The organism is Alienimonas chondri (assembly GCF_013036045.1).
GTDB classification, from domain to species: domain Bacteria; phylum Planctomycetota; class Planctomycetia; order Planctomycetales; family Planctomycetaceae; genus Alienimonas; species Alienimonas chondri.
In genome coordinates this window covers 1-19,709 of record NZ_WTPX01000028.1, presented here as the reverse complement: position 1 = coordinate 19,709, position 19,709 = coordinate 1, and the positions used below count along the sequence as shown (strand labels likewise).

At 68.5% G+C, this 19,709-nt stretch carries 16 protein-coding genes; 7 read left to right on the top strand and 9 right to left on the bottom strand.

Annotation, left to right across the window (positions count from 1 at the left end; all coding sequences use genetic code 11):
* Nucleotides 1–25 precede the first annotated feature (25 nt).
* A complete protein-coding gene (gene dxr / locus LzC2_RS06360) occupies nt 26–1,180 on the bottom strand; it encodes a 1-deoxy-D-xylulose-5-phosphate reductoisomerase (protein WP_194362343.1) in 1,155 nt (384 codons plus the stop codon).
* 276 nt (nt 1,181–1,456) lie between these two features.
* Here dxr and ftsH point away from each other — a divergent pair, with 276 nt between their 5' ends.
* The 4 genes from ftsH (at nt 1,457) to fhcD (ending at nt 6,764) form a co-directional block, all read left to right on the top strand.
* Complete coding sequence (ftsH, locus tag LzC2_RS06355) at nt 1,457–3,592, top strand: ATP-dependent zinc metalloprotease FtsH (protein ID WP_246254809.1); 2,136 nt, start codon at nt 1,457–1,459, stop codon at nt 3,590–3,592.
* A 157-nt stretch (nt 3,593–3,749) separates the two neighbouring features.
* Nucleotides 3,750–4,694, top strand: coding sequence for a DUF6666 family protein (locus LzC2_RS06350; RefSeq protein ID WP_171184938.1), 945 nt, complete (start codon nt 3,750–3,752; stop codon nt 4,692–4,694).
* Between the two features lie 24 nt (nt 4,695–4,718).
* Complete coding sequence (locus tag LzC2_RS06345; protein WP_171184936.1) at nt 4,719–5,813, top strand: hypothetical protein; 1,095 nt, start codon at nt 4,719–4,721, stop codon at nt 5,811–5,813.
* Nucleotides 5,814–5,834: 21 nt separating this feature from the next.
* Nucleotides 5,835–6,764 (top strand): formylmethanofuran--tetrahydromethanopterin N-formyltransferase, encoded by a 930-nt coding sequence (fhcD, locus tag LzC2_RS06340; RefSeq protein ID WP_171184933.1) that lies wholly within the window; start codon nt 5,835–5,837, stop codon nt 6,762–6,764.
* A 176-nt stretch (nt 6,765–6,940) separates the two neighbouring features.
* Here fhcD and LzC2_RS23010 read toward each other — a convergent pair whose 3' ends face one another.
* The 4 genes from LzC2_RS23010 to LzC2_RS06325 are packed head-to-tail and all read right to left on the bottom strand — an operon-like array spanning nt 6,941 to nt 9,752.
* Nucleotides 6,941–7,477, bottom strand: coding sequence for an REP-associated tyrosine transposase (locus tag LzC2_RS23010; protein ID WP_414636411.1), 537 nt, complete (start codon nt 7,475–7,477; stop codon nt 6,941–6,943).
* A 46-nt stretch (nt 7,478–7,523) separates the two neighbouring features.
* Nucleotides 7,524–8,414 (bottom strand): Fpg/Nei family DNA glycosylase, encoded by an 891-nt coding sequence (locus tag LzC2_RS06335; protein ID WP_171184931.1) that lies wholly within the window; start codon nt 8,412–8,414, stop codon nt 7,524–7,526.
* Nucleotides 8,414–8,854 (bottom strand): hypothetical protein, encoded by a 441-nt coding sequence (locus LzC2_RS06330; RefSeq protein WP_171184929.1) that lies wholly within the window; start codon nt 8,852–8,854, stop codon nt 8,414–8,416. Before LzC2_RS06330 ends, LzC2_RS06335 begins: the two co-directional genes overlap by 1 nt.
* Nucleotides 8,847–9,752 (bottom strand): leucine-rich repeat domain-containing protein, encoded by a 906-nt coding sequence (locus tag LzC2_RS06325; protein WP_171184927.1) that lies wholly within the window; start codon nt 9,750–9,752, stop codon nt 8,847–8,849. Before LzC2_RS06325 ends, LzC2_RS06330 begins: the two co-directional genes overlap by 8 nt.
* A gap of 124 nt (nt 9,753–9,876) precedes the next feature.
* Between LzC2_RS06325 and LzC2_RS06320 the strand changes: the two genes are divergently transcribed.
* The 3 genes from LzC2_RS06320 to LzC2_RS06310 all read left to right on the top strand — a co-directional run bounded on the left by LzC2_RS06320 (nt 9,877) and on the right by LzC2_RS06310 (nt 13,254).
* A complete protein-coding gene (locus LzC2_RS06320; RefSeq protein ID WP_171184926.1) occupies nt 9,877–10,950 on the top strand; it encodes a pyridoxal-phosphate dependent enzyme in 1,074 nt (357 codons plus the stop codon).
* A gap of 35 nt (nt 10,951–10,985) precedes the next feature.
* On the top strand, nt 10,986–11,747 hold the full coding sequence (locus tag LzC2_RS06315) for a TrmH family RNA methyltransferase (protein WP_171184924.1): 762 nt from the start codon (nt 10,986–10,988) through the stop codon (nt 11,745–11,747).
* 85 nt (nt 11,748–11,832) lie between these two features.
* Nucleotides 11,833–13,254 carry an outer membrane protein assembly factor BamB family protein gene (locus LzC2_RS06310; RefSeq protein ID WP_171184922.1) on the top strand — a complete coding sequence of 474 codons (1,422 nt, stop codon included), beginning with the start codon at nt 11,833–11,835 and terminating at the stop codon, nt 13,252–13,254.
* Between the two features lie 4 nt (nt 13,255–13,258).
* On the opposite strand, the gene LzC2_RS22130 is transcribed toward LzC2_RS06310, so the two are convergent.
* The 4 genes from LzC2_RS22130 to LzC2_RS06290 all read right to left on the bottom strand — a co-directional run.
* Nucleotides 13,259–14,752 carry an HD-GYP domain-containing protein gene (locus LzC2_RS22130; RefSeq protein WP_171184921.1) on the bottom strand — a complete coding sequence of 498 codons (1,494 nt, stop codon included), beginning with the start codon at nt 14,750–14,752 and terminating at the stop codon, nt 13,259–13,261.
* 100 nt (nt 14,753–14,852) lie between these two features.
* Nucleotides 14,853–16,376, bottom strand: a complete 1,524-nt coding sequence (locus LzC2_RS06300) for a DUF1552 domain-containing protein (RefSeq protein ID WP_171184919.1) — start codon at nt 16,374–16,376, stop codon at nt 14,853–14,855.
* On the bottom strand, nt 16,373–19,063 hold the full coding sequence (locus tag LzC2_RS06295) for a DUF1592 domain-containing protein (protein WP_171184917.1): 2,691 nt from the start codon (nt 19,061–19,063) through the stop codon (nt 16,373–16,375). Before LzC2_RS06295 ends, LzC2_RS06300 begins: the two co-directional genes overlap by 4 nt.
* Before the next feature lie 104 nt (nt 19,064–19,167).
* A partial coding sequence (locus LzC2_RS06290; RefSeq protein WP_206678584.1) for a RidA family protein occupies nt 19,168–19,709 on the bottom strand: 542 nt, incomplete at its 5' end.

Genomic DNA, 19,709 nt, shown 5'->3' with positions numbered 1-19,709 from the left:
AGAACGTAACGCGGGGCCGACCGGATCACCCGGTCGATTTGGTCCGCTCACGAACCCAGGCATCCACTTCCATCAGGCTCTCTAACGTCGGCTCCGCTTCGAAGGGGTGCTCGTCCAGAGCCTGCTCGCAGAGGCGGGCGATGTCGGGGAAGCGGATCTCCCCGTTCAAGAAGCGTTCGACGGCGATCTCGTCCGCGGCGTTGAGCGCCGCCCCCGCGGTCCCGCCGCGTTCGGCGACCCGCGTGCCGAGGTTCAAGCCGGGGAACGCCTCGCGGTCGGGCGGCTCGAAGGTCAATTCGAACGCCTGGTTCCAATCGAACTTTGCCGTCGGCCCCGGGCGGCGGTCGGGGTGGGTGAGGGCGTATTGAATCGGCAGCTTCATATCCGGCGGGGAGAGCTGCGCCAGCACGCTGCCGTCGACGTATTCCACGAAGCTGTGCACCACGCTTTGCGGATGCACGACGACGTCGATGCGGTCCGCCGGCAGATCGAACAGCCAGCGGGCTTCGATCAATTCGAAGGCTTTATTGAGCATCGTGGCGCTGTCCACGCTGATGCGTTTTCCCATGTCCCAGGTGGGGTGAGCGAGCGCGTCCGCGGGGGTCACGTCGTGCAGCGAGGCCGCCGACCGGCCCCGAAACGGGCCGCCGCTGGCGGTGAGGATCACCCGTCGCACCTGATCGCGACGCCCCGCGAGCAGCGCCTGATAGATCGCGTTGTGCTCGCTGTCGACGGGCAGCAACTCGGCGCCGGTCTCGGCGGCTCGCTTCGTCACCAGCGGGCCGGCGACCACCAACGTCTCCTTGTTCGCCAGGGCGACCCGCTTCCCGGCCTCCACCGCCGCCCACGTGCCCCGCAGGCCCGCGGCGCCGACGATCGCGGACAGCACCGCGTCCGCGTCCGGGTGCGCGGCGACCTCCTCCACGGCCCGCTCTCCGAAGCGGACCTCACAACCGGGAGGAAACGCCTCGCGGTCCACCGTGTCGGCGACGGACTCGTCGGCCAGCACGGCGATCTTCACGTCGTGCTCACGGCATTGCCGGGCCAGCGTTTCCCACGACCGATGGGCGACGAACGCCAGCGGGACCAGTTCCTCACGGGCGGCGAACACGTCGCAGGCGCTTGTGCCGATCGACCCCGTCGAACCCAGCACGACGACGCGGGAGAGGGGAGCGGACAAGCACAAAACCGGTTGCGGGCGGGTCGGGCGAAGCCCGCACGATAGGACCGGGGCCGGCGGGTCACAATCCGCGGGAGGCGCCGGCGGTCGGGGCACGCCGGCAAGCGGTCGACTCGGGGAAGCGGGGGTGAGGCGTTCGGCCGGATTGACCGCCCCCCGTCGTTGCTTAGGGTTCACGGTTCGCCGCCGCGCCGCCCGTACTCGGGGCTGCCGTCGGTCGGCGAGCCGATCGCGGACGCCGCGATTCCGCCCGTCGCCTTTCCGAAGCCGCTCGCCTTGTCCGACGCTCCCCGCGACCCCGCCGGCGATCCCGCGCCGCTCGACCCGCCGAGCGTCGCCAAAGGCGACGTTCCCCGCAAAAAGCGGGCGCCCGGCTCGCCCAAACCGGGCGGAAAAGGCAATCGCCCCGGGCCGGGAAACCTGCTGTGGTTGGGGTTGGTGGGCGTCGCTGTCCTGGGGCTGATCGCCCTGACGACCGGCGGACGCGGCGGCAAGGAGATGTCCGTCAGTCGGTTCCGGGCATTGATTGAGGACGGAACGCTCACCGGCGAGAACGTCGACAACGTGCGGTTCGGCACCTCCGCGATCACCTTCACCGGCCCGCCGGGGTTGGTCGTCGATCCCGAAGCGAAAGAAGAGTCCCCCTCGGAGGTCGCCGCCGCTGCCGAAGGGAAGACCGGCGAGGACGGCGAGCCGCTCACGACTGCCTACCGGGTCGCGATCTACTCCCTGCCGGGCGACACGCTCACCGCCTTGGGAGCGAAGATGGACGAGGCCGGGCTGGATACCTCCGCCTCGGAGCCGCCCCCGGAGTGGGCCGGGCTGGCGATCCTGTTCCTGCCGCTGTTGCTGCTGGTCGGCCTGTTGGTGCTGGTGCTGCGGAAGTTCGGCGGTCCCGGCGCCGCGATGAGCTTCGGCAAGAGCCGGGGCCGCCTGGCGGCTCAGGACGACGTGGAGGTGACCTTCGCGGACGTCGCGGGGATCGATGAGGCGAAGGAGGAGCTGAAGGAGGTCGTCGATTTCCTGCGCACGCCGCAGAAATATCAGGCGCTCGGCGGTCGCATCCCCCGCGGCGTATTGCTGGTCGGCCCGCCGGGCACCGGCAAGACGTTGCTGGCGAAGGCCGTCGCCGGCGAGGCCGGGGTCAGCTTCTTCAGCCTGTCCGGCAGCGACTTCGTGGAAATGTTCGTCGGCGTCGGCGCCGCCCGGGTCCGCGATATGTTCAAGCAGGCGGGGGAGAAGGAACGGGCGATTATCTTTATTGATGAATTAGACGCCCTGGGAAAAGCCCGCGGCAACGGCGCCCCCGGCGGGCACGAAGAGCGGGAGCAAACCCTCAACGCCCTGCTGGTCGAGATGGACGGCTTCGACAGCGGGCAATCCGTGATCGTGATGGGCGCCACCAACCGCCCGGAGACGCTCGATCCAGCGTTATTAAGGCCCGGCCGATTCGACCGCACCGTGACCGTCGACCGCCCCGATAAGGCCGGCCGGTTTGCGATCCTCAAGGTGCATGCCAAACGGATCACCTTGGGCGAGGGCGTGAACCTCGAACGCATCGCCGGGATCACGCCCGGGTTCGTCGGGGCGGATCTCGCCAACCTGATGAACGAAGCGGCCCTGCTGGCCGCCCGCAGCGGCAAGCCCGCGGTGACGATGGTCGAGTTGGAAGAGGCAATCGAACGTGTCGTCGCCGGTCTCGAAAAGGGCACCCGGCTCATTCATGATGAGGAAAAGGAGCGCGTCAGCTATCACGAATGCGGTCACGCCCTCGTCGCGTGCAGCCTGCCGCACACGGATCCGGTTCATAAAATCAGCATCATCCCCCGCGGCATGGGCCTCGGTTATACGCTGCATTTCCCCGCCGACGAGCGGATGCTGACCACCCGCACGGAGCTGTTCAATCGCATCTGCTGCTTCCTCGGCGGCATCGCGGCGGAGGATCTGATTTATGAGGAAGCCAGCACCGGCGCCCAAAACGACCTGCAACGCAGCACCGATATCGCCCGACGGATGGTGACGGAATTCGGCATGAGCGACGCTCTGGGCCGCGTGCATTACTCGGACGCCCGCACCAGCTTTCTCGGCCCGCAGGCGTCCGGCGACGGGTTCCACGCGGAGCAAACGCTGCGACAGATCGACCTGGAGGTCAAAGCGATTATCGACCGGGCCGGCGAGACCGCCGCGGAGATTCTCTCCGCCCGCCGCCCGCTGCTGGACCGCATGGCGAAAGAGTTGTTGGAGGTCGAGGTGATGGACGCCGCCCACCTCAAACGTCTGCTGGACGAAGACACCACCGGTCCCCGGTTGTCATTGGGGACCAAGATCGGCGCGAAGGCCGGGCCGACGGAGATCGAACTGCCGACCTCGGAAGAGGCCACGGACGAGAACGAAGGCATCGACGTGGCGTGAGGCGACTCGAAACGGGGGCGAGCCGTTCGGCTCCCAAGTTCGGTTCCCAAGGATGCGGCGCGGGCGTTTCATTTCTCCTGATCGGGAGAACCGTTGCGGTCCGATCGGGGAATAGGCCGGCGTCCCGGCTGCGCTCGCTCCCCTTCGTCTGTCTGTGATGCTCCGCCTCGCCCTCACGGTCCTCCTGTCCCTGCCCGGGGCCGCAATCGCTCAGGATTATGCTCCGGCCTATGTGCCCCAGGCGTACGCCACGCAGGACGGCCTCCCGCCGGATTGGCTGCCGCCGCCGGTCGTCGCCGGCGATTGGGCGGAGACGCTGACGCTGTTCGGCGGGATCAGCGGCTCCAAGCAGCCGCAGGATCTCGGCGTGAACGCGCATTTCGGCGGTCGCCTCGCGGCGAACTACGGCTTCGCATTGGTGGATGCAGCGAACCTCGGCGCCCAGATCGGCGTCGCCGGCACCTATCAGGACGACGCTGTCCGCGTATTTGAATCCGTCGCCGTCGACACCGACCGCGGCCAGTTGTTCACCACAGCGGGCCTGTTCCAGAAGAACGAACTTTGGAACTGGAGCCTGGTTTACGATGCGCTCTATCAGGACCAGTGGGATCGCTCGACCCTCACGCAGTTCCGCGGCCGCGTCGGCGTCAATATGACCGCCCGCGACGAGATCGGCGTCTGGGGCACGAAGAACGATCGCGGCGAAGAAGGCGTCGTCGCCCCCCTCGATCTGCCGGTTCGCTTACAGGCGATCAGCCAGCTGAACCTGTTCTGGCGTCACCAATACGAAAGCGGCGCCTACACGACGATCTGGGGCGGCGTGAGCGAAGGTCACGAGGAGATGACGCTCGTCGCCACGGACGACCGACACCTCTCCACCGCCCCGGTGTTCGGAGCGGACTTCCGGGCACCGTTGAACGACTATTGCAGCCTGTACGGCGAGGCGAACTTCGTGCTCCCCGCGGATACCGGCTCCGTGGACAGCTTCCTCGGCATCGATATCCACCCGGCCGGCGTGGCGAAATGCTATCGCAAGTTGAAATACGCCCCGATCCTCCGCCCCGCCGGCAGCCCCAGCTTCGTCGTCGACGCCCGCCGGTGAGCCGGCCGCGATAGGCTCGCGGGTATGACCGACGAGTCGCCCGCCTGCCCCGTCACGACCGCCGCTCGCGTGCGGTTAGCGTTGGGGCGTTTGCTCGGTCCTTGGGGCTGGGCGTCGGCGATCCTCGGCACTCTGATCGCGACGTTCCCGGGCCAGATCTACCAGACGCCCCCGGCTCCCGAGCTCTCCGGCGCGGGCCGCGGCGAACGCACGCTGACCGAGGAGGAGGAAGCGATTCTCGCGGTGGAACGCCACGCGGCGTTCAGCGTGTCGCTTGATCGGCCGTCGGGGATTCACGCCGCCCACCTGCGAAGCGTCGAGATCGGGTTCGACGGCCCGGCCTCCAGTGACGAACTCGCGCAGCAATATCTTCGAAGGGATCTCCACCTGCCTATTCGAGGGTACTACGCCCCCCCGCCGAAGCCCGATTGGGTGTGGGAGATCGACGCCCCCCTTGTCGGTTTGTCGCTCTCGCGGAAATACGACTTCCAGGGACCACGGTTCAGCAGTCGAGTTGCGAACGCGACGGCTCCCACGGCATGGAAAACAATTGACGCCACGGTCGGCATCGTGTGGTTTCTACTCGCGCCGCTGCTCTGGACGTTGGTGCGGATCGGGCAAGCGTGGCGCCACGGCTGGCCGCTCCCCAAGCCGTTCGGTCGATGGCGGCGGGCCGTGCGTCCGTGGGCGGTGACCTTCGGCTTGCTCGGCGCCGGACTTCTTTGGTTGGGAGGGACGAAGAATGCAGGGCAGTCCTTCGGTGAAACGCGTTTGTCGATGGATCTGAGGCGCGACGCCTATTCTCCATCGCACCCGCGATTCGTTCGCCTGAGCGTCGCTCACCCGCTTCCCCCGGCCGTCGTGCCTGCGGGGTTGGAATATCCCCGGGAGGGTCCGGTCGGCTGGTACTGGGGCGACCGCCAGCGTGGTCTTCTGCTGGAACGGAGAAACGCCTCGCAGGGCGTCCTCGCCCGGTTTCCCACCCGAGCGGACAACCCGCGACGCGGCGAATCGCTGACGTCGCTGGACCTTTCCCTCTGGTACGTCCTGCTGCCCGCGGCGCTGTGGAGCGGCGTCGTGCTCTGGCGGACGCGACCCGAACGCATGCGTTCGGCGTGAGGGGCGTCTACGATCAGACGCATGTCCGCCCCGATCGAAGACACCTACGCCGAAGCCTTTCGCAGTCTGTTCGCGGAGGTGCTGGTCACCGCCCGCGACAAGACCTGGCTGGATCACGCCTGCGCGAACGCGACGGGGCACGCGAGCAGCACGATTCTGTGCGACTGCGAAGCCGGCGTCGCTTCGTTCGTCGATCCGGCCGACACCCCCGACGGCCGGCCCGGGGCCGTGCTGCAATTTCACGTCCCCCGCTTCCGCAAGGACCGCGAGGAGGCTCTCTATCAATCGCTGTTGAAGCGCGTCAGCCAGAACGTGCTGACTTGCCCCACCGCGTCGGCGTTCAGCCCGATGGCGGAGGACATCGCCGCCGGGCGGTCGATCCCGTTGGGCCGAAAGATCGCCTACTTCGGCGACGGGCACGAGTTCGAAGCCGAACGCCTCGGCCGCGCCGTCTGGGTAATACCCATTCTCGGCGGTGAGTTCGTGATGGACCGAAACTTCGGTTTTCGCGACGGCGTGATGGGCGGGAACCTCTGGTTCCTGGGCGAATCGGCCGACGCCGCCCTCGACGCCGGCGCCGCCGCGGTCGCCGCGGTGTCGAAGTGCGACGGCGTGATCGCGCCCTTCCCGGGCGGCCTTGCAGGCTCGGCCAGCAAAGCGGGGTCGAACTATAAGTTCCTGATCGCCAGCACCTTCGCGGAGTGGTGCCCGACATTAAAAGATAAACTGGGCGAGAAGAGCCTCGTCCCGGACGGGGTGAAATCGATTCAGGAAATCATCATTAACGGCCGCGATTTGGAGAGCGTCGCCGCCGCCACCTACGCCGCCATCGACGCCGCCAAAGAGACGCCCGGCCTGCGATTGATCCGTGCGGGCAACTACAACGGGCGGCTGGGGAAGAGCTTTATTCCGTTGATTGAAGGCTCGACGCCTTGGGAGACCGGTTCGTAGTGGCAGGCTTCAGCCTGCCCCGTCGAACAAAGTGAACGTTCCAGAGAGTCAAGCGCACGCGGTCGCTTGAGGCAGATCGATCCGAACGAGCGTCAATCATCCCATCCGCGGCCGAATTCTCGCAGCGGGTATTCCGATTGCAGATCGTGGAAGGCCTCTTCGCCGTTCTCCGTCAATCACTCGTGTAAACTGGACCATCGCCACTCTTGCGGATCGTCGACATACCTATGCTTGACCGGATTGAGAAAGAGATAATGCAGGCAGGTGGCGAAGTGTCGCTCGCTGCGTATTCTCCGGTCGCAGTAGCGGTACCAAACCCTACGGCCTGGCGTCCCGTCGCGCTCGTTGGCATATCGGGCGGACCGTCCGTGAACCCGTCCCAGCGCCGCCCCGACCGGTTCGAGCGACGGCACATTTACCATCAAGTGATAATGGTTCGTCAACACGACCCATCCGCCGCAGTTCCAACCCGCATTCGCGACAGCTTCTTGCAGGCGGCGCGTTAGAGCCGTCAATTCCGCAGGCGCGGAGAAATGACGCCGATGTCGATAACAGGCCGCCGTAATGAGGAACCACCCGCCCTCGCAATCGGGGTGAGGCGGGGCGTGCCACGGCAAACCGCGGCGGACACGCTCCGCAATTAGAGCGTCGTTCCTCTCAATGGGACGGCTGTCGACGGGATATCTCACGAGGTCGACAGTAGTGGTTTGCATCGCCTGCCGCACGACTGGGCAGGCTGAAGCCTGCCACTACGGACCACTATATCCCCTGGCACCGCTGGCAGGCGTACATCGCCCGGCCGCCGAGGTCCCATTTGTAGGTCTCGTCGCCACATGTCGGGCAGCGCTCCTGCCGATAGATGCGGAAACGATCGCGGCCGTTCAGCGCCTCCCGCGGCCGACCGGCCTCGCGGGCGGTGCGGGTCACGATCTTGCCGTACTTCAGTCCGGTCCTCATCTGTCGCGTCGTCACCTGCCAGAGGGCGTCAAACTCTTCGTCGCTCAAGTCCCTCGCCGGGCGGGTCGGATCCATCTTGAGTTCGTAGAAGATCTCGGCCCGGAAGATATTGCCCACGCCGGAGACGACCGGTTGATCCATGATCAGCGCCCCGGCCGGCTTCTTCGATTTCGCGAAGGCGGCGCGGACCGTCGCTTTATCTCCCGTTCGCAAGGCGAGCGGATCGGGACCGAGCCGGTCGCGGATTGCCCGCACGTCGTTCGGGGTAATCGTCTCGCAGGCGGTCGGGCCGCGCAAATCGAAGCCGGTCACCGGTCCCACGTTCTTCTGGCCGGGGATGGGCGGGAGCGGGGCGGCTCCGCCGTCACAGCGCGTCATCCGCACGCGCACGGAGCCGACCGCTTCCGGTACGGGAGACGTCAGCGGCGTGAACTTCCCGTAGCGTCCGAGGTGGATATGCACCACCCGCGGCTCGTCCGGGTCGCCGCCGCGAACGGCGGTCGCCCCGCCGGGGTCGCGGAAACAGTAGAACAGATGCTTGCCGACCGCCGTGACCGATCCCAACTCTCGCCCATCCACGGCCCTCGCCCCGGCATGAAACCGCCCCTGCGGGCTCGTCACTGCCAACGCCTGCCCGCCGAACGCGGCCGTGTGCTGGGCGGCGAGGTGATGAACCTTGTGACCTTCGGGCATCAGTCGCCGCCGACGCCGCTGAGCCAGACCAGCGCCGCGACGGCCAGCACGATCATGCCGACCACCTGGACGATGCCGCAAAACACCTCCCCGCCGGGCAGGAACAGCAACAGCAAGGATCCGCACATCACGATCACGGTTATCTCCGCGATCCGGGCGCCGAGCCGACGGCTGTCGGTCAGCAACTGGGTCCGGGCCCGGTTGACGATCTTGTCCGCCTGATCCGGGTCGCAACCGGCGGCGATCAGGCGAGCGCGGACCTGATGCGGCGTGCCGCGGGTCTTCAGTGCCCGCACCGCGGCGGCGATGCGGTCCGCCTCCGTGGGCGTGCGACGTTTCGGTTCTTCGGCGTCCGCTTCGGGCGGCGCGGCGCCGCTTTCAAAGGGGTCGGCGTGGAGCGAATCGGCCGGGGGCGAGGCGGCGACGGCGGCGTCACTCATCGGTCGGGCCCGGTTCGTCCTGAGGTTCGTTCAACGTGACCCGCACGCCGGCCGCTTTCAACGTTTCGATCTGCTTGGCCGCCGCGTCCCCCAGCGGATTGCCGGCCAGATAGAGCTGCAAGTAGGGGGCGAACCGCTTCGGACCGGCGGCGTCCTCCGTCGCCGCGGCGGCCAGCGGGGCGAGGTCGGTCACCTTGTTATCTTTAAGGATCAGGAACCGCAGGTCGGTCAGTCCGGCCAGCGGGGTGATGTCCGTGATTTGATTGCCGGTCAGCGTCACCGTGCTGAGCCATTTCAGTCCCGCGAGCGGTCCGACGTCCGTCACGCCGTTGTTCGCCAGATCGAGCGAGGTGAGTCGTTCAAGGTTCTCCAGCGGGCCGAGGTTCGTGACTTTGTTGTCGGCCAGATACAGCGCCGACAGCCGCTCCAATGCCACCAGCGGCGTGAGATCCGTCACCTGATTGTCGTCCAGCTTGAGGTACTGCAAGCCGGTCAGCTTGGAGAGCGGGTCGAGCGACGTGATCGCGTTCCCGGACAGATCGATCGATTGCAGGTTCGTCAGCGAGGCGAGCGGGTCGAGGCTTTCGATCGCGTTGCCGGACAGGTCGATCAGCGAGAGGTTCACGCACCGCTCCAAACCGTCCAGCGACTTCACCTCCGCGTCCGGCGCCCGCAGGAAATAGAGGTTTCGCAGGTCGTCGGCCTTCAACTCCTTGTCGTCGGCGAGCCGGAGCTCCTCACGGACGGCGGCTTCGAGCGCCGGGTCCGGCACCGGTTTGGTCGCTTCGGCCGGGGCCGGCTCCGGCTTCGGTTCCGCCTCTTGAGCGGTCGCCGGAGCGGGGAACAGGAGCGCGGCGGCGAGCAGCGCCGGGGCGAGGGGGGGGAGTCGATGGACCATCGGCAAGCGGTGCGGGTTCGGCCGGCGGGCGGGGCGACCGGCGAACGCCGGTCGGACTGCGGAGCGGGCGGGGCGTCGGTAGTGTACGAGCCCGTTTCCCGCCCCCACAACCGGCCTCCGCACGATGCAATCCCCCGGCCGACAGGAGGCGCCCAAGTTTGCCGACGCGTTCGACGGATTGCCGGTCTCTCCCGCGGACGTCGCGGCCGCCGCCGCCCGGATCGGGGCGTCCATCGTACGGACGCCGGTTCTGACCTGTCGGGGACTCGACGCACTGTGCGCCGCGGGAGCGGAGCCGCCGCGCCTGGCTCTGAAATGCGAGACGTTCCAGCGAACCGGCTCGTTCAAAGCCCGCGGAGCGTTGAACGCGGTCCTGCAGTTGTGTGAGGAACGGCCGGACGAAGCCCGCCGGGGCGTGGTCACGCAATCATCCGGGAACCACGGCGCCGCGTTGGCCTGGGCCGCCGGGCAAGCGTTCGACGGGGCCGGCATCCCGTGCACGATCGTCGTGCCGGAGAACGCTCCCCGCACCAAGCGGGCCGCCGTGGAGTCGTATCTCGCGGCGAACCCCGCCGGCGGACGGCTGATCGAATGCGGGCCGACGCTCGCCGATCGCAAAGCCGCCGCGGACCGGGTCGAAGCGGAGGGCGCCGTCTCCATTCATCCCTCCGACGACTCGTTCGTGATCGCCGGGCAGGGCACCAGCGCCTTGGAACTGATCGAAGACCGCCCGGATCTCGACGTCGTGCTCGTCCCGATCGGCGGGGGAGGGCTGGCGGCCGGGACGTTGTTGGCGGTGAAAGCGGCGAACCCCGACGTGCGGGTGATCGGCTGCGAGCCGGAACTGGTCGACGACGCCGCCCGCGGGTTCGCCGCCGGTTGGCCGGATGACGAGCCGCTGCCGACCACGGGCGCCCCGTCCGTCGGCGATGGCCTGCAAACCTGTCTGGGGCGCTGGAACCTGCCGATCATCAAACGGCTGATCGATGACGTGCGCACCGCCCCGGAGGAGCGCATCGTCGCGTTCGCCCGACATACGATGGAGCGGGCCAAGCTGGTCGTCGAACCCAGCGCCGCGGTCACGCTGGCCGTCGCGGCGGCGTCGCCGGATCTCGCCGGCCAGCGGGTCGGCGTGATCCTGTGCGGCGGGAACGTCGACCTCGTGGCGTTCGGCCGTCTGCTCCCCGCCCCGCGCTAGTCGCCCCTTCGTTCCCGCTTCGTTTCAGGCCGCTCGTGCCCAAAAGTCCGCTCCTCGGTAATCATCAGAAGTGTTGGGTCCGCGGACGGCACGCGGTCGCCGGCGTGCTTCGCGTACGGTGGGATCCCTATGAGGTCCGCATCGCGGAGACGGCCGATCCCGGCGCCGCGGACGAGATCACCCTCACCTGCGAACACCGCGGTATCCCGGTGATCGCCTCGCATGCGGCGAATCTCACCAAGCTGTGCGGCGGGGCGGACCATCAGGGGTTCGCCGCGAAGATGCCGCCCTTCCCCTACGCAAACGCTGCCGGGCTGCTGCGGACGCCGCCCACGCTCACCGTCGTGCTGGACGGCGTGCAGGATCCGCACAATCTGGGGGCGATTCTCCGCAGCGCCGCGGAGTTCGATGCGGATGCCGTATTGCTGCCCGCCAGCGGCGCCGCGGGAGTGTCCGCGGGAGCGGTCCACAGCGGCGCCGGCGCGGTCGGGGCGACGCCGATCGCCCGCGTGCCGGATCTCGCCGAGACGCTGAAGGAACTGAAAGCGAAGGGCGTGCGGATCGCCGCGGCGACGCTCTCCGGGGATGCGGTCGGCCCGTGGGAGGCGGATCTCGCCGCGACGCCGGAGCGGCCGTTGGCGTTGGTCGTCGGGGCGGAGTGGCGGGGCGTCTCCCCGCAGATCGCCGCCCTCGCGGACGTGCGGCTCCGTCTGCCCACCGGCCCCGTCGGGAGCTTGAACGCCGCGGTCGCCGCCGGCGTGTTGCTTTATGAGGTCTCCCGTGTGAAGACCCGTTGAAGATCGTTTCGACCGGGCGCCGCAGCTTCCGGTCGATCACGCCGCCGGGCATGCTCTCCGTTGGGAATTCGCCTTCGGACCGTTCATGCGTCGCTCGCTTTCGCTGCTGATCGCCGCCGTCCCGCTGATCGGTTGCGGCCCTGAACCCGCGGCGGAGGTCGATCGCGCCGCCGACCCTGTCAGCACGAACGCCCCGTCCGACGCGGCGCCCCCCGGCGAGTGGCCGAATCTGCATGGCCCCGGGGGCCGGAACGTCGCGGCGGACCAGGGTTTGGACTGGGACTGGCCGGACGCCGGCCCGCCGGTCGCCTGGCGGGTTCCCTGCGGCACGGGCTATGCCTGCCCCGTGATCGCCGACGGGACGGTCGTCCTGCTGCATCGCGTCGGGCCGGATGTCGGCCCCTACTCGGAGAGCGCCGCGGCGTTGGGCGGCGAGGAGCCGGTCGAGCGACTGGCGTGGTTCGATCTGGACACCGGCGAGCCGGGGCCGGTGGTAGACGTGCCCGCTCGATTTGAATCGGACTATCCCGGTCACAGCGGCGCCCCGTACGCGACGCCCGCGATCGGCGTGCGCGGCGCCGACGGGCAGCGTCGAATCTATGCCCACGGCGCCGCAGGCACGCTGCGGGCGGTCGACTTTGACTCCGCCGAGCCGCGGTGGTCGCGGGATCTCGCCGCGGCGACCCAACCGGCCGAGAAGCCGTTCGCCTCGTCCACCAGCCCGGTCGTCTTCCAGTCCGACGGCCGCGAGCGCGTGCTGATCGCGACCGGGGGGACGGCGCCCGGGACCGGGCTCACCTGCCTCGACGGCGAGACCGGCGAGACCGTCTGGCAGGCGATCGACGCCCGCGAGTCCTATTCGACGCCGCTGATCGTCGAGGCCCACGGCCGACGGTTCGTCGCGGCGCTGATGAAGACCCGCCTGCTGATCGCAGACCTCGCGACGGGCGAGGATTTGGGTTCCCTGCCGTTCGAGTTGCGAACTGTGGACGCGATGAACGCCGTCAGCCCGGCCGTCTGGGGCGACGTGCTCTTCGTCGGCAGCGGGCCCAGCGGTCGGACGGCGGGCTGCATGGCGGCCCGCATCGAGCCGGACGGTTCCCTGACGGAACTCTGGCGAAACCGGCGCGGCCTCGATCCGCAGTACAACTCGCTCGTCGCGGCGGACGGCTTCGTCTACGGGTTCGGTTCGAACCTCAACAAGCAGCAGAAGCTGCGCTGTTTGGATCTGGCGACCGGCGAGCTAACTTGGCTGTGGGACGACGACCTGCGACGGGGCAATCTCCTCGCCGTGGACGGCCACTTGATCGCGTTGGGCGAACGCGGTCGGCTGGCGGCGCTGGAGATCGACCCGACGGAGCCGCGCGTCGCGGCTCGGGCGACCGATCCGGTGATCGACGGGCAGGGCTACACGACCCCCGCCTTCTCCGGCGGGCGGCTGTTGCTGCGCACGGAGGTCGAGATGGTGTGTCTCGACCTCCGTCCGCAGAGTCCGTCGAACGATTGAACTCTCAGACGATCGACCCGACGAGGCGTTCGATCTCTTCGAGTTGGGCTTCGATCCGCGGGGTGATCGTCGTCTTGTCGTGCCAGGATTCGCACGCCTCGACGCAGTCGCCGCAGAAGGCGCTGCCGATGTCGTTCCGCAGGATCGACTTCGTTTTCTCCCAGGGCATGCCGTCGCGGTAGGGGCGGTCGGCGGTGAGGGCTTCGCAGACGTCGGCGACGGCCAACAGGCGAGCCTCCGTGGGGAGGTGGTCGCCGGTGGTGCGGTGGTGGTAGCCGCGGCCGTCGAGGCGTTCGTGGTGGGCGCAGGCGACGTCCGCGACGCGTTTAAAGTCGTGGACGCGGTTGAGGATCTGCTCCGAGTACTCCGGGTGCTTGCGGATCTCGGCGTACTCCGCGTCGGTCGGGCGGCCGGGCTTGTCGAGGATCATGTTCGATACGCCCAGCTTGCCGAGGTCGTGCAGCAAGCCGGCCCGCCGCAGGTCGCGGAGCATGATCGGCGGCAGGCCCAGTTCAGCCCCGATGCCGACGGCGATGTTCGCCACGCCCTCGCTGTGCTTGTGGGTCCAAGGGCTTTTGGCGTCCACGACCTTCGCGAACGCTTCGCAGATCCGGTCGAGTTCGTCTTCGTCCGTCACGCGGACGCTGTCCGCCGGCTCGAACTCCGCCAACTGAACCTGCAGATCGACGGTGGAGAGCCGATCCCAGAACGGTTTATCGTCGGCGAGGTCGACGAGCGCATCGACAAGGCTCGGTTCGAACCAGGTGCCGCGACGCAATTCGGCCACGCCGATCGCCCCGCGGGCGCCGAGGGTGTTCAGGAAGACTTCGACCGTCTGAGCGAGGCCGGCGAGCCGGGCGGCGACCGGGATCTCAAACCCCTTCGCCCCGGTGGGATGTCCGCCGCCGTCCCAGTGCTCGTCGAGGTGCCGGACGGCTTGGGCGGCGGACTCCGGGAAGCGCAGTTCCCGCATGATGTCCGCGCCGCGTTCGCAGCGGGTTTCGACGAGTGCCTTCTCCCCGCGTGAGCCGCTGCGGGCGAGCGCGGCGAACCGCATCACCCGGGTGAACATCCCGGCGCCGGGGGCGACGTGGGCGTTCACGAACTGAAATTTGCTTTGCGCCCGCCGCCAGTCGACGGTTTTGATGTCGTGTTTGACGGTGCGGTCGTCGGCGCCAAACAGCCAGGTCATCTTCGCGGCGTTGGAGCTACAGCCGAGGTCCTTCAACATCGTCGCGTAGAAGACGTCGGCCCGATCGAGAGCGGGCAGGCCGAGCTTCACCGCCAGCTTCGAGGCAATCAGGCAACTGCGCGCGGCGTGCCCGGCCGGTTGGCCCTCGGTGAGGTCCAACGCGGTGGACATCGCGGCGAGCAGCTCCGAACGCCGGATTTGCGTGTTCGTGAACAGCCGCCCCGGCGTCGCCGTCTCGGCGAGCCGAACGGGCGAAGTCGATCCGGCCTGACAGGCGGAACGGGCGGGGGCGAGTGTGGCGACCACGATGGCGTCTACGTTGGGAGCGAGTAGGGCGAAACGACCCTAGGTCACGCTCTTACAACGGGACGGATCATTCCGTCACCACCGATCTCGCCGGTAAGTTTCAGGTTCGCAACGCATCGATCGAACGACCCTGCCGGTTCTGCGGACCGAGCCGGCGATCCACGCCCATACCCGCCAGCAGGGTGTTGTAGACGTCGATTCCCTCCGCCCCGACGTCCAGCACGCCGCCGGTGCGGAACCGCCCGCCGGCGCCGGTGATCGCGTGGAAGACGCCGCTCAGTTCGCGTTTCACGTCGTTGTGACGGCCGTCGCCGGACTCGGTGGAGATCGTCACCAGGGCGTTCTCCAGCACGGTCTTGCCGTTGGCCTCGACGGCCTCCTCCCCGGCCAACTGACTGAGGAAGTAGGCGACCTCCCGCATCTTCAGATGGGCGTGCGCTTTGAGGGCTTCGTTCGGCTTGTCCTCGCGGAATTTGTGCCACCACTCGTGGCTGCAACCGCCGGAGCCGCTTTTGCCGTGCTGCTTCTTGTCGTCGAACGTGAAGATCTTGCGGCCGTCGTATTCGTAGTCGCCGGTGAGGCGAATCCGTTCTCCGGCGGCGAGGTAGGTCAGCGAACCGAACCGTACCCGATCGGTGAGAATCGCGTGGGAATAGAGGTCCGCGACGAGGCGCCATTCCCCGGTGAGATCCGCGAGGGTGATGTCGATGCCCTCGCCGCCAGGGTCGGCATCAGCGCCGTGGCGGAGCTTCGATTCGGGCGGCGGCGCGGGGCCGGCGGCGAGCTTCGCGGCTTTCTCATCCTCGAAGGCGAGGGTGCGGCGCTCATACTCGCGGACGCGATCGAGGTGATCGGCCAATCGCTCCCGGCTCGCCGCGCCCAACGGGCCGCGGGGGCCGGCGAGGAACTTCGTTTGCTGCTGCACAGCATCCAGCACGCTGCGGGTGAGCCGGCGGCGCCGCGGGTCCATCGGCACCCCGCTGCCGTCGCTGCCCGCCTGGGCGCCGAACACCCGGGCGAACAGTTCTCCGGGACTCTCCTGCATCGGAGCGGCGACCGTGCCGTTCTCCCGGTAGCTGTGCACGTAGCGACTGATCCGGCTGCGGCGGAAATACGTCCCGGCGACCAGCGTGGGAATGACGCCGTCCGGCGTGCGGCCGCCCGGGTGGGCGGCGTTGCGGATCAGCTGATCGATACTCGGCCCGCCGCTTTTCGCGTCGCCGTCGGGCGGCTCCGCGGTGAAGGCGCCGCTCGCCCCGTCGAAGTGGGCGTTGATGCCTCGGTCGTCGCATCGCACCTGGTCGACGTTCTTCAGCACCGCCAATTTGTCCGCCAGCGGTGCCAGCGGTTCGAGGACCCCTTCCAGTCGCCCGTTCTTCGTGGCCTCCGCCTGAACCGGCGCCGGGATGCCCAGCCCGAAGAACACGTTGAACGCCCGCGCCGGCACGCCGCCTTCGGCAGTCGGCTTGGCGGCGAGATTCGGCGCCGCCGAGGCGACCTTCGCCCCCAGCATCTCCTCGAAGAAGGGCAGCCCGATCGCCACCGCCCCGATCCCGGTTCCCAACGAACGAAGGACGGAGCGCCGCGGCAACGGCGTGCGGGAGGTGGCGGATTGCGGCGTCATCGGGTGCTCCGGTCGGAAGCGGGTTGAGGCGGGGCGGGTTCGGTGGGGGCGGTCGTCATCAAGTCGCTGGTCGCGAGGGCGCTCATCAGGGAGCGATACGAACCGCGACCATACGGGGCGTCGTCAGCCCAGCCGGCGTCGTGGATTGCTTGCACCGCGGGTTCGTCCGCCGCGGTCAGCGGACGACCAAGGGCGAACTGCGTCAGCTTGCGGGTCAGCCCGCGCCGGACCGCTTCGCTGGAGGCGATCAGGGCGAGAAATTCGTTCGTCGATTCGAAGCGGGTCTCCCCGCCGGCGCCGGGCAATCGCATCGTGCCCTCGGAGCGCAGGGCGTTGCCGTGATGATCTTTCTCGCGATAGGAGCCGAGGCCGTCGTACCGCTCGAAGGCGAAGGAGAACGGTTCAAACTGCACATGACAGCCCCCGCAGGAGGCGTCCGCGAGCCGTTTCTCCGCGATCGCCCGTGCGGACAGCCCCGGCTCCGCGGGGATCGGGGTGGTGTCGACGCCCGGCGGGGGATCGTTCACGTCGCCCAGCAGCAGATCGCGGAGGATGAACAATCCGCGGGTGACGGTGCTGGCCTCGTCCCCGCCGACGGTCAGCGTCGAACCCTGCGTCAGCAGCCCGGCCCGCGACGGTTCGTCGCTGAGATCGACCCGCCACGGCGAAGCGGCCCGCTCCGCGACCTCCGGCTCCGTCAACGCCCGATCGTAGAGCACGACGCGGTGCAGCGTGCCGAGCCACGGGCGGGCGTCGCCGATCTCCCCGGCCAGGGCGAACCGAAAGCCGTCGTCCCAGTTGTCGAACGACCCTTCGGTGTTGCGGTTCCCCTCCATGGACCCATCGACCCACAACCGGGCGAGGCCCGCCTTGGTGCGAGTGAAGACGAGGTGAGTCGGCCGATCATCGCGAACGGCGTCGTCCGTGTTCGTCGAGGGCATGCCGTTGCGGTCGGTGTTGACGGTGGTCCGCAAGCGGGCGTCGTACTTCTTCCCGTTCTGAGCGAGCGTGGCGTTTCGTACCGACGACCCGCCGGACAGCGTCGCGATGCGGGCCGGGCCGTCTTGCCTGGCGTTCGCGGGGGTGACCCACGCTTCGATCGTGATCTCCCCGGTCGCTTTGAGGGCGTCGGTCAGCTGCTTCGCCGGCTGCGGGGAGGCGATCTGCGAGGGGCCGTCGATCTTCAGCCCCCCCGCGACGCGGCGGGCCTTTGAGTCGCTGGAAATGACGAGGTCCAGCGGCTCCCCCGGGTTCGCGCTCAACGGGCCGGCGACGTCTCGAACCGTGTCCCCTTCGCCCGAGAAATCGTACAGGGCGACGACGCCCGCCGGCTCCGGCGAAGGGATCAGGACGGCGTTCTCGAACCCCTTCCATTCCAACCCGTAATGCTCCGCGAGGCGGGGCGTGAGGAACGCGACGCCAGCCGTCAGTAACTCCGTCAACGGCGGGGCGCCGGCGCCGCCGTCATTCCCATCGGATTGGGGCCAAGCGATATGGTTAAAGAACGCGAGCGTCTCCCGACGCATGTCGGCGGCGAGGGCGGGGTTCCAATCCGGGAACAATTCCTTCGCCGGGGAGAGGGCGTCGAGCCGATCGAGGTTCAACCATTCATGAGCGAACCGGGCGGAGCGTTCCCGGGCCCGGGGATCGTCCAGCATGCGGGCGACCTGCTCCGCGACCGCCGTGCGGCCGGCGGGGGAACCGTTCAACTCGCCTTGCTGGGCGGCGGCTCGCAGTTCGGCGTCCGGCGGGGCGCCCCACAGGGAGTAACTGAGCCGCGCGGCGAGTTCGTACCCCTCGACCGGCCGCGTGCCCCCGTCGCCGCGCTGCGTTTCGAGCCGATAGAGAAACCGCGGCGATTGCAGCATCGCTTCCAGCACGTACCCCAGCGCCTCCGTCTCGTCCCCGCCCGCCTCGGCGACGGCGTCCGCGACGGTTCCGAACGCTTTGGTCTCCTCCTCCGACAGCGGCCCCCGCAGCACGGTCGTGCCGAGCGCGGCGATGCGGTCTTCGAGGCGTTTGCCCGGCGCCTGTTTCTTCAGAACCGTCGGCAGATCGGCCCGCTGCACCGCGAGGCGGGCGAGTTCCGCATAGGCCTCCACGTGGGCCAGATCGACCGAGAGGTTGTACGCCGTGTTGTGGAAGCCGTCGGCCCGCAGATCGCGGGGCAGCAAGCGGGCGGCGTCCGCGGCGAGATCCACGCCCAGCGCCGCTTTCACACTGGCGACGTACTCCGGGGTCGTCAGTCGACGCACCCAACCGGCGCCCAGCGCCGCGGCGTCGGCTTCGTGCAGCACCGCCCAGGGTTCGTCCTCCGGCCAGGCGGCGCCGGCGTCGATCCAGCGTTTCAGAATCTGCTTCTCTGCCTTTGAAAGCGGCGGGCCGTCCGGGGGCATGGCGTCGGATTCGACGTACTGCCACAGCGGGCTGTCGTTCGCCTTCCCCGCGACCACCGCGACGCCGCTCGTCCCCCCGACGGCGAGCCGGTCCCGATGCGACAGATCGAACCCGCCCTGCCGCGACGTCGGCCCGTGGCACTCCAGGCACCGCTTCGCCAGAACCGGGGCGACCTCCGTCAAGAACCGACGTTCGGCGCCGCTGTGGACCGCCGAGTCGCCCGCCGAAGCGATCGCGCACCCGCAGAGGATCAACGCCGCGGCGAACGCCGTACGGGACGCATGAAACACACGAGCAGCCTGGTAGAAGACCGATTGGAACCAACTGATGTGACGATACCGCTCCGCGGAGGGACGGGCAATCGGCAGGCCGTTCGGGGCGCTCGGCTCGATGCTCAGCGCGGCGTGTTCGGCTTCACTTCGAAGATCGCTTCGACCTCGACGCAGACGCCCGCGGGGAGGCTGGCGACGCCGACGGCGCTGCGGGCGCAGCGGCCCTGTCCGCCGAAGACCTTCGTGAGCATCTGGCTGAACCCGTTGATCACCTTCGGCACGTCGCGGAAGTCCGGCGTGCACTGCACGAATCCGGTGACCTTCACTGGCCGCAGCACGTGGTCCAGACTCCCGACCTCCATGCGGACCGTCGACAGCATCTGCCGGGCGACGTAGTCGGCAGCCTTCTGAGCCGTCTCCAAGGTCACGTCGTCGCCCACCCGGCCCACGAACCGGGGGTCCGCCGGCGGGGCGATGTGCCCGGAGAGAAATAGCAGGTTCCCGCACCGCACGATCGGTTCGTAGACGCCGATCGCCTCCGGCGGGGCCGGCAGGTTGATCGAATCGTGCAGCAGCGTTTCCTCGGGCGTCATTGCGGGGGAGAGGGGATGAGGTGATGAGGGAGGGGGCGAATGAACGGGCACCTTCCCCCTTCCGTTCCCGC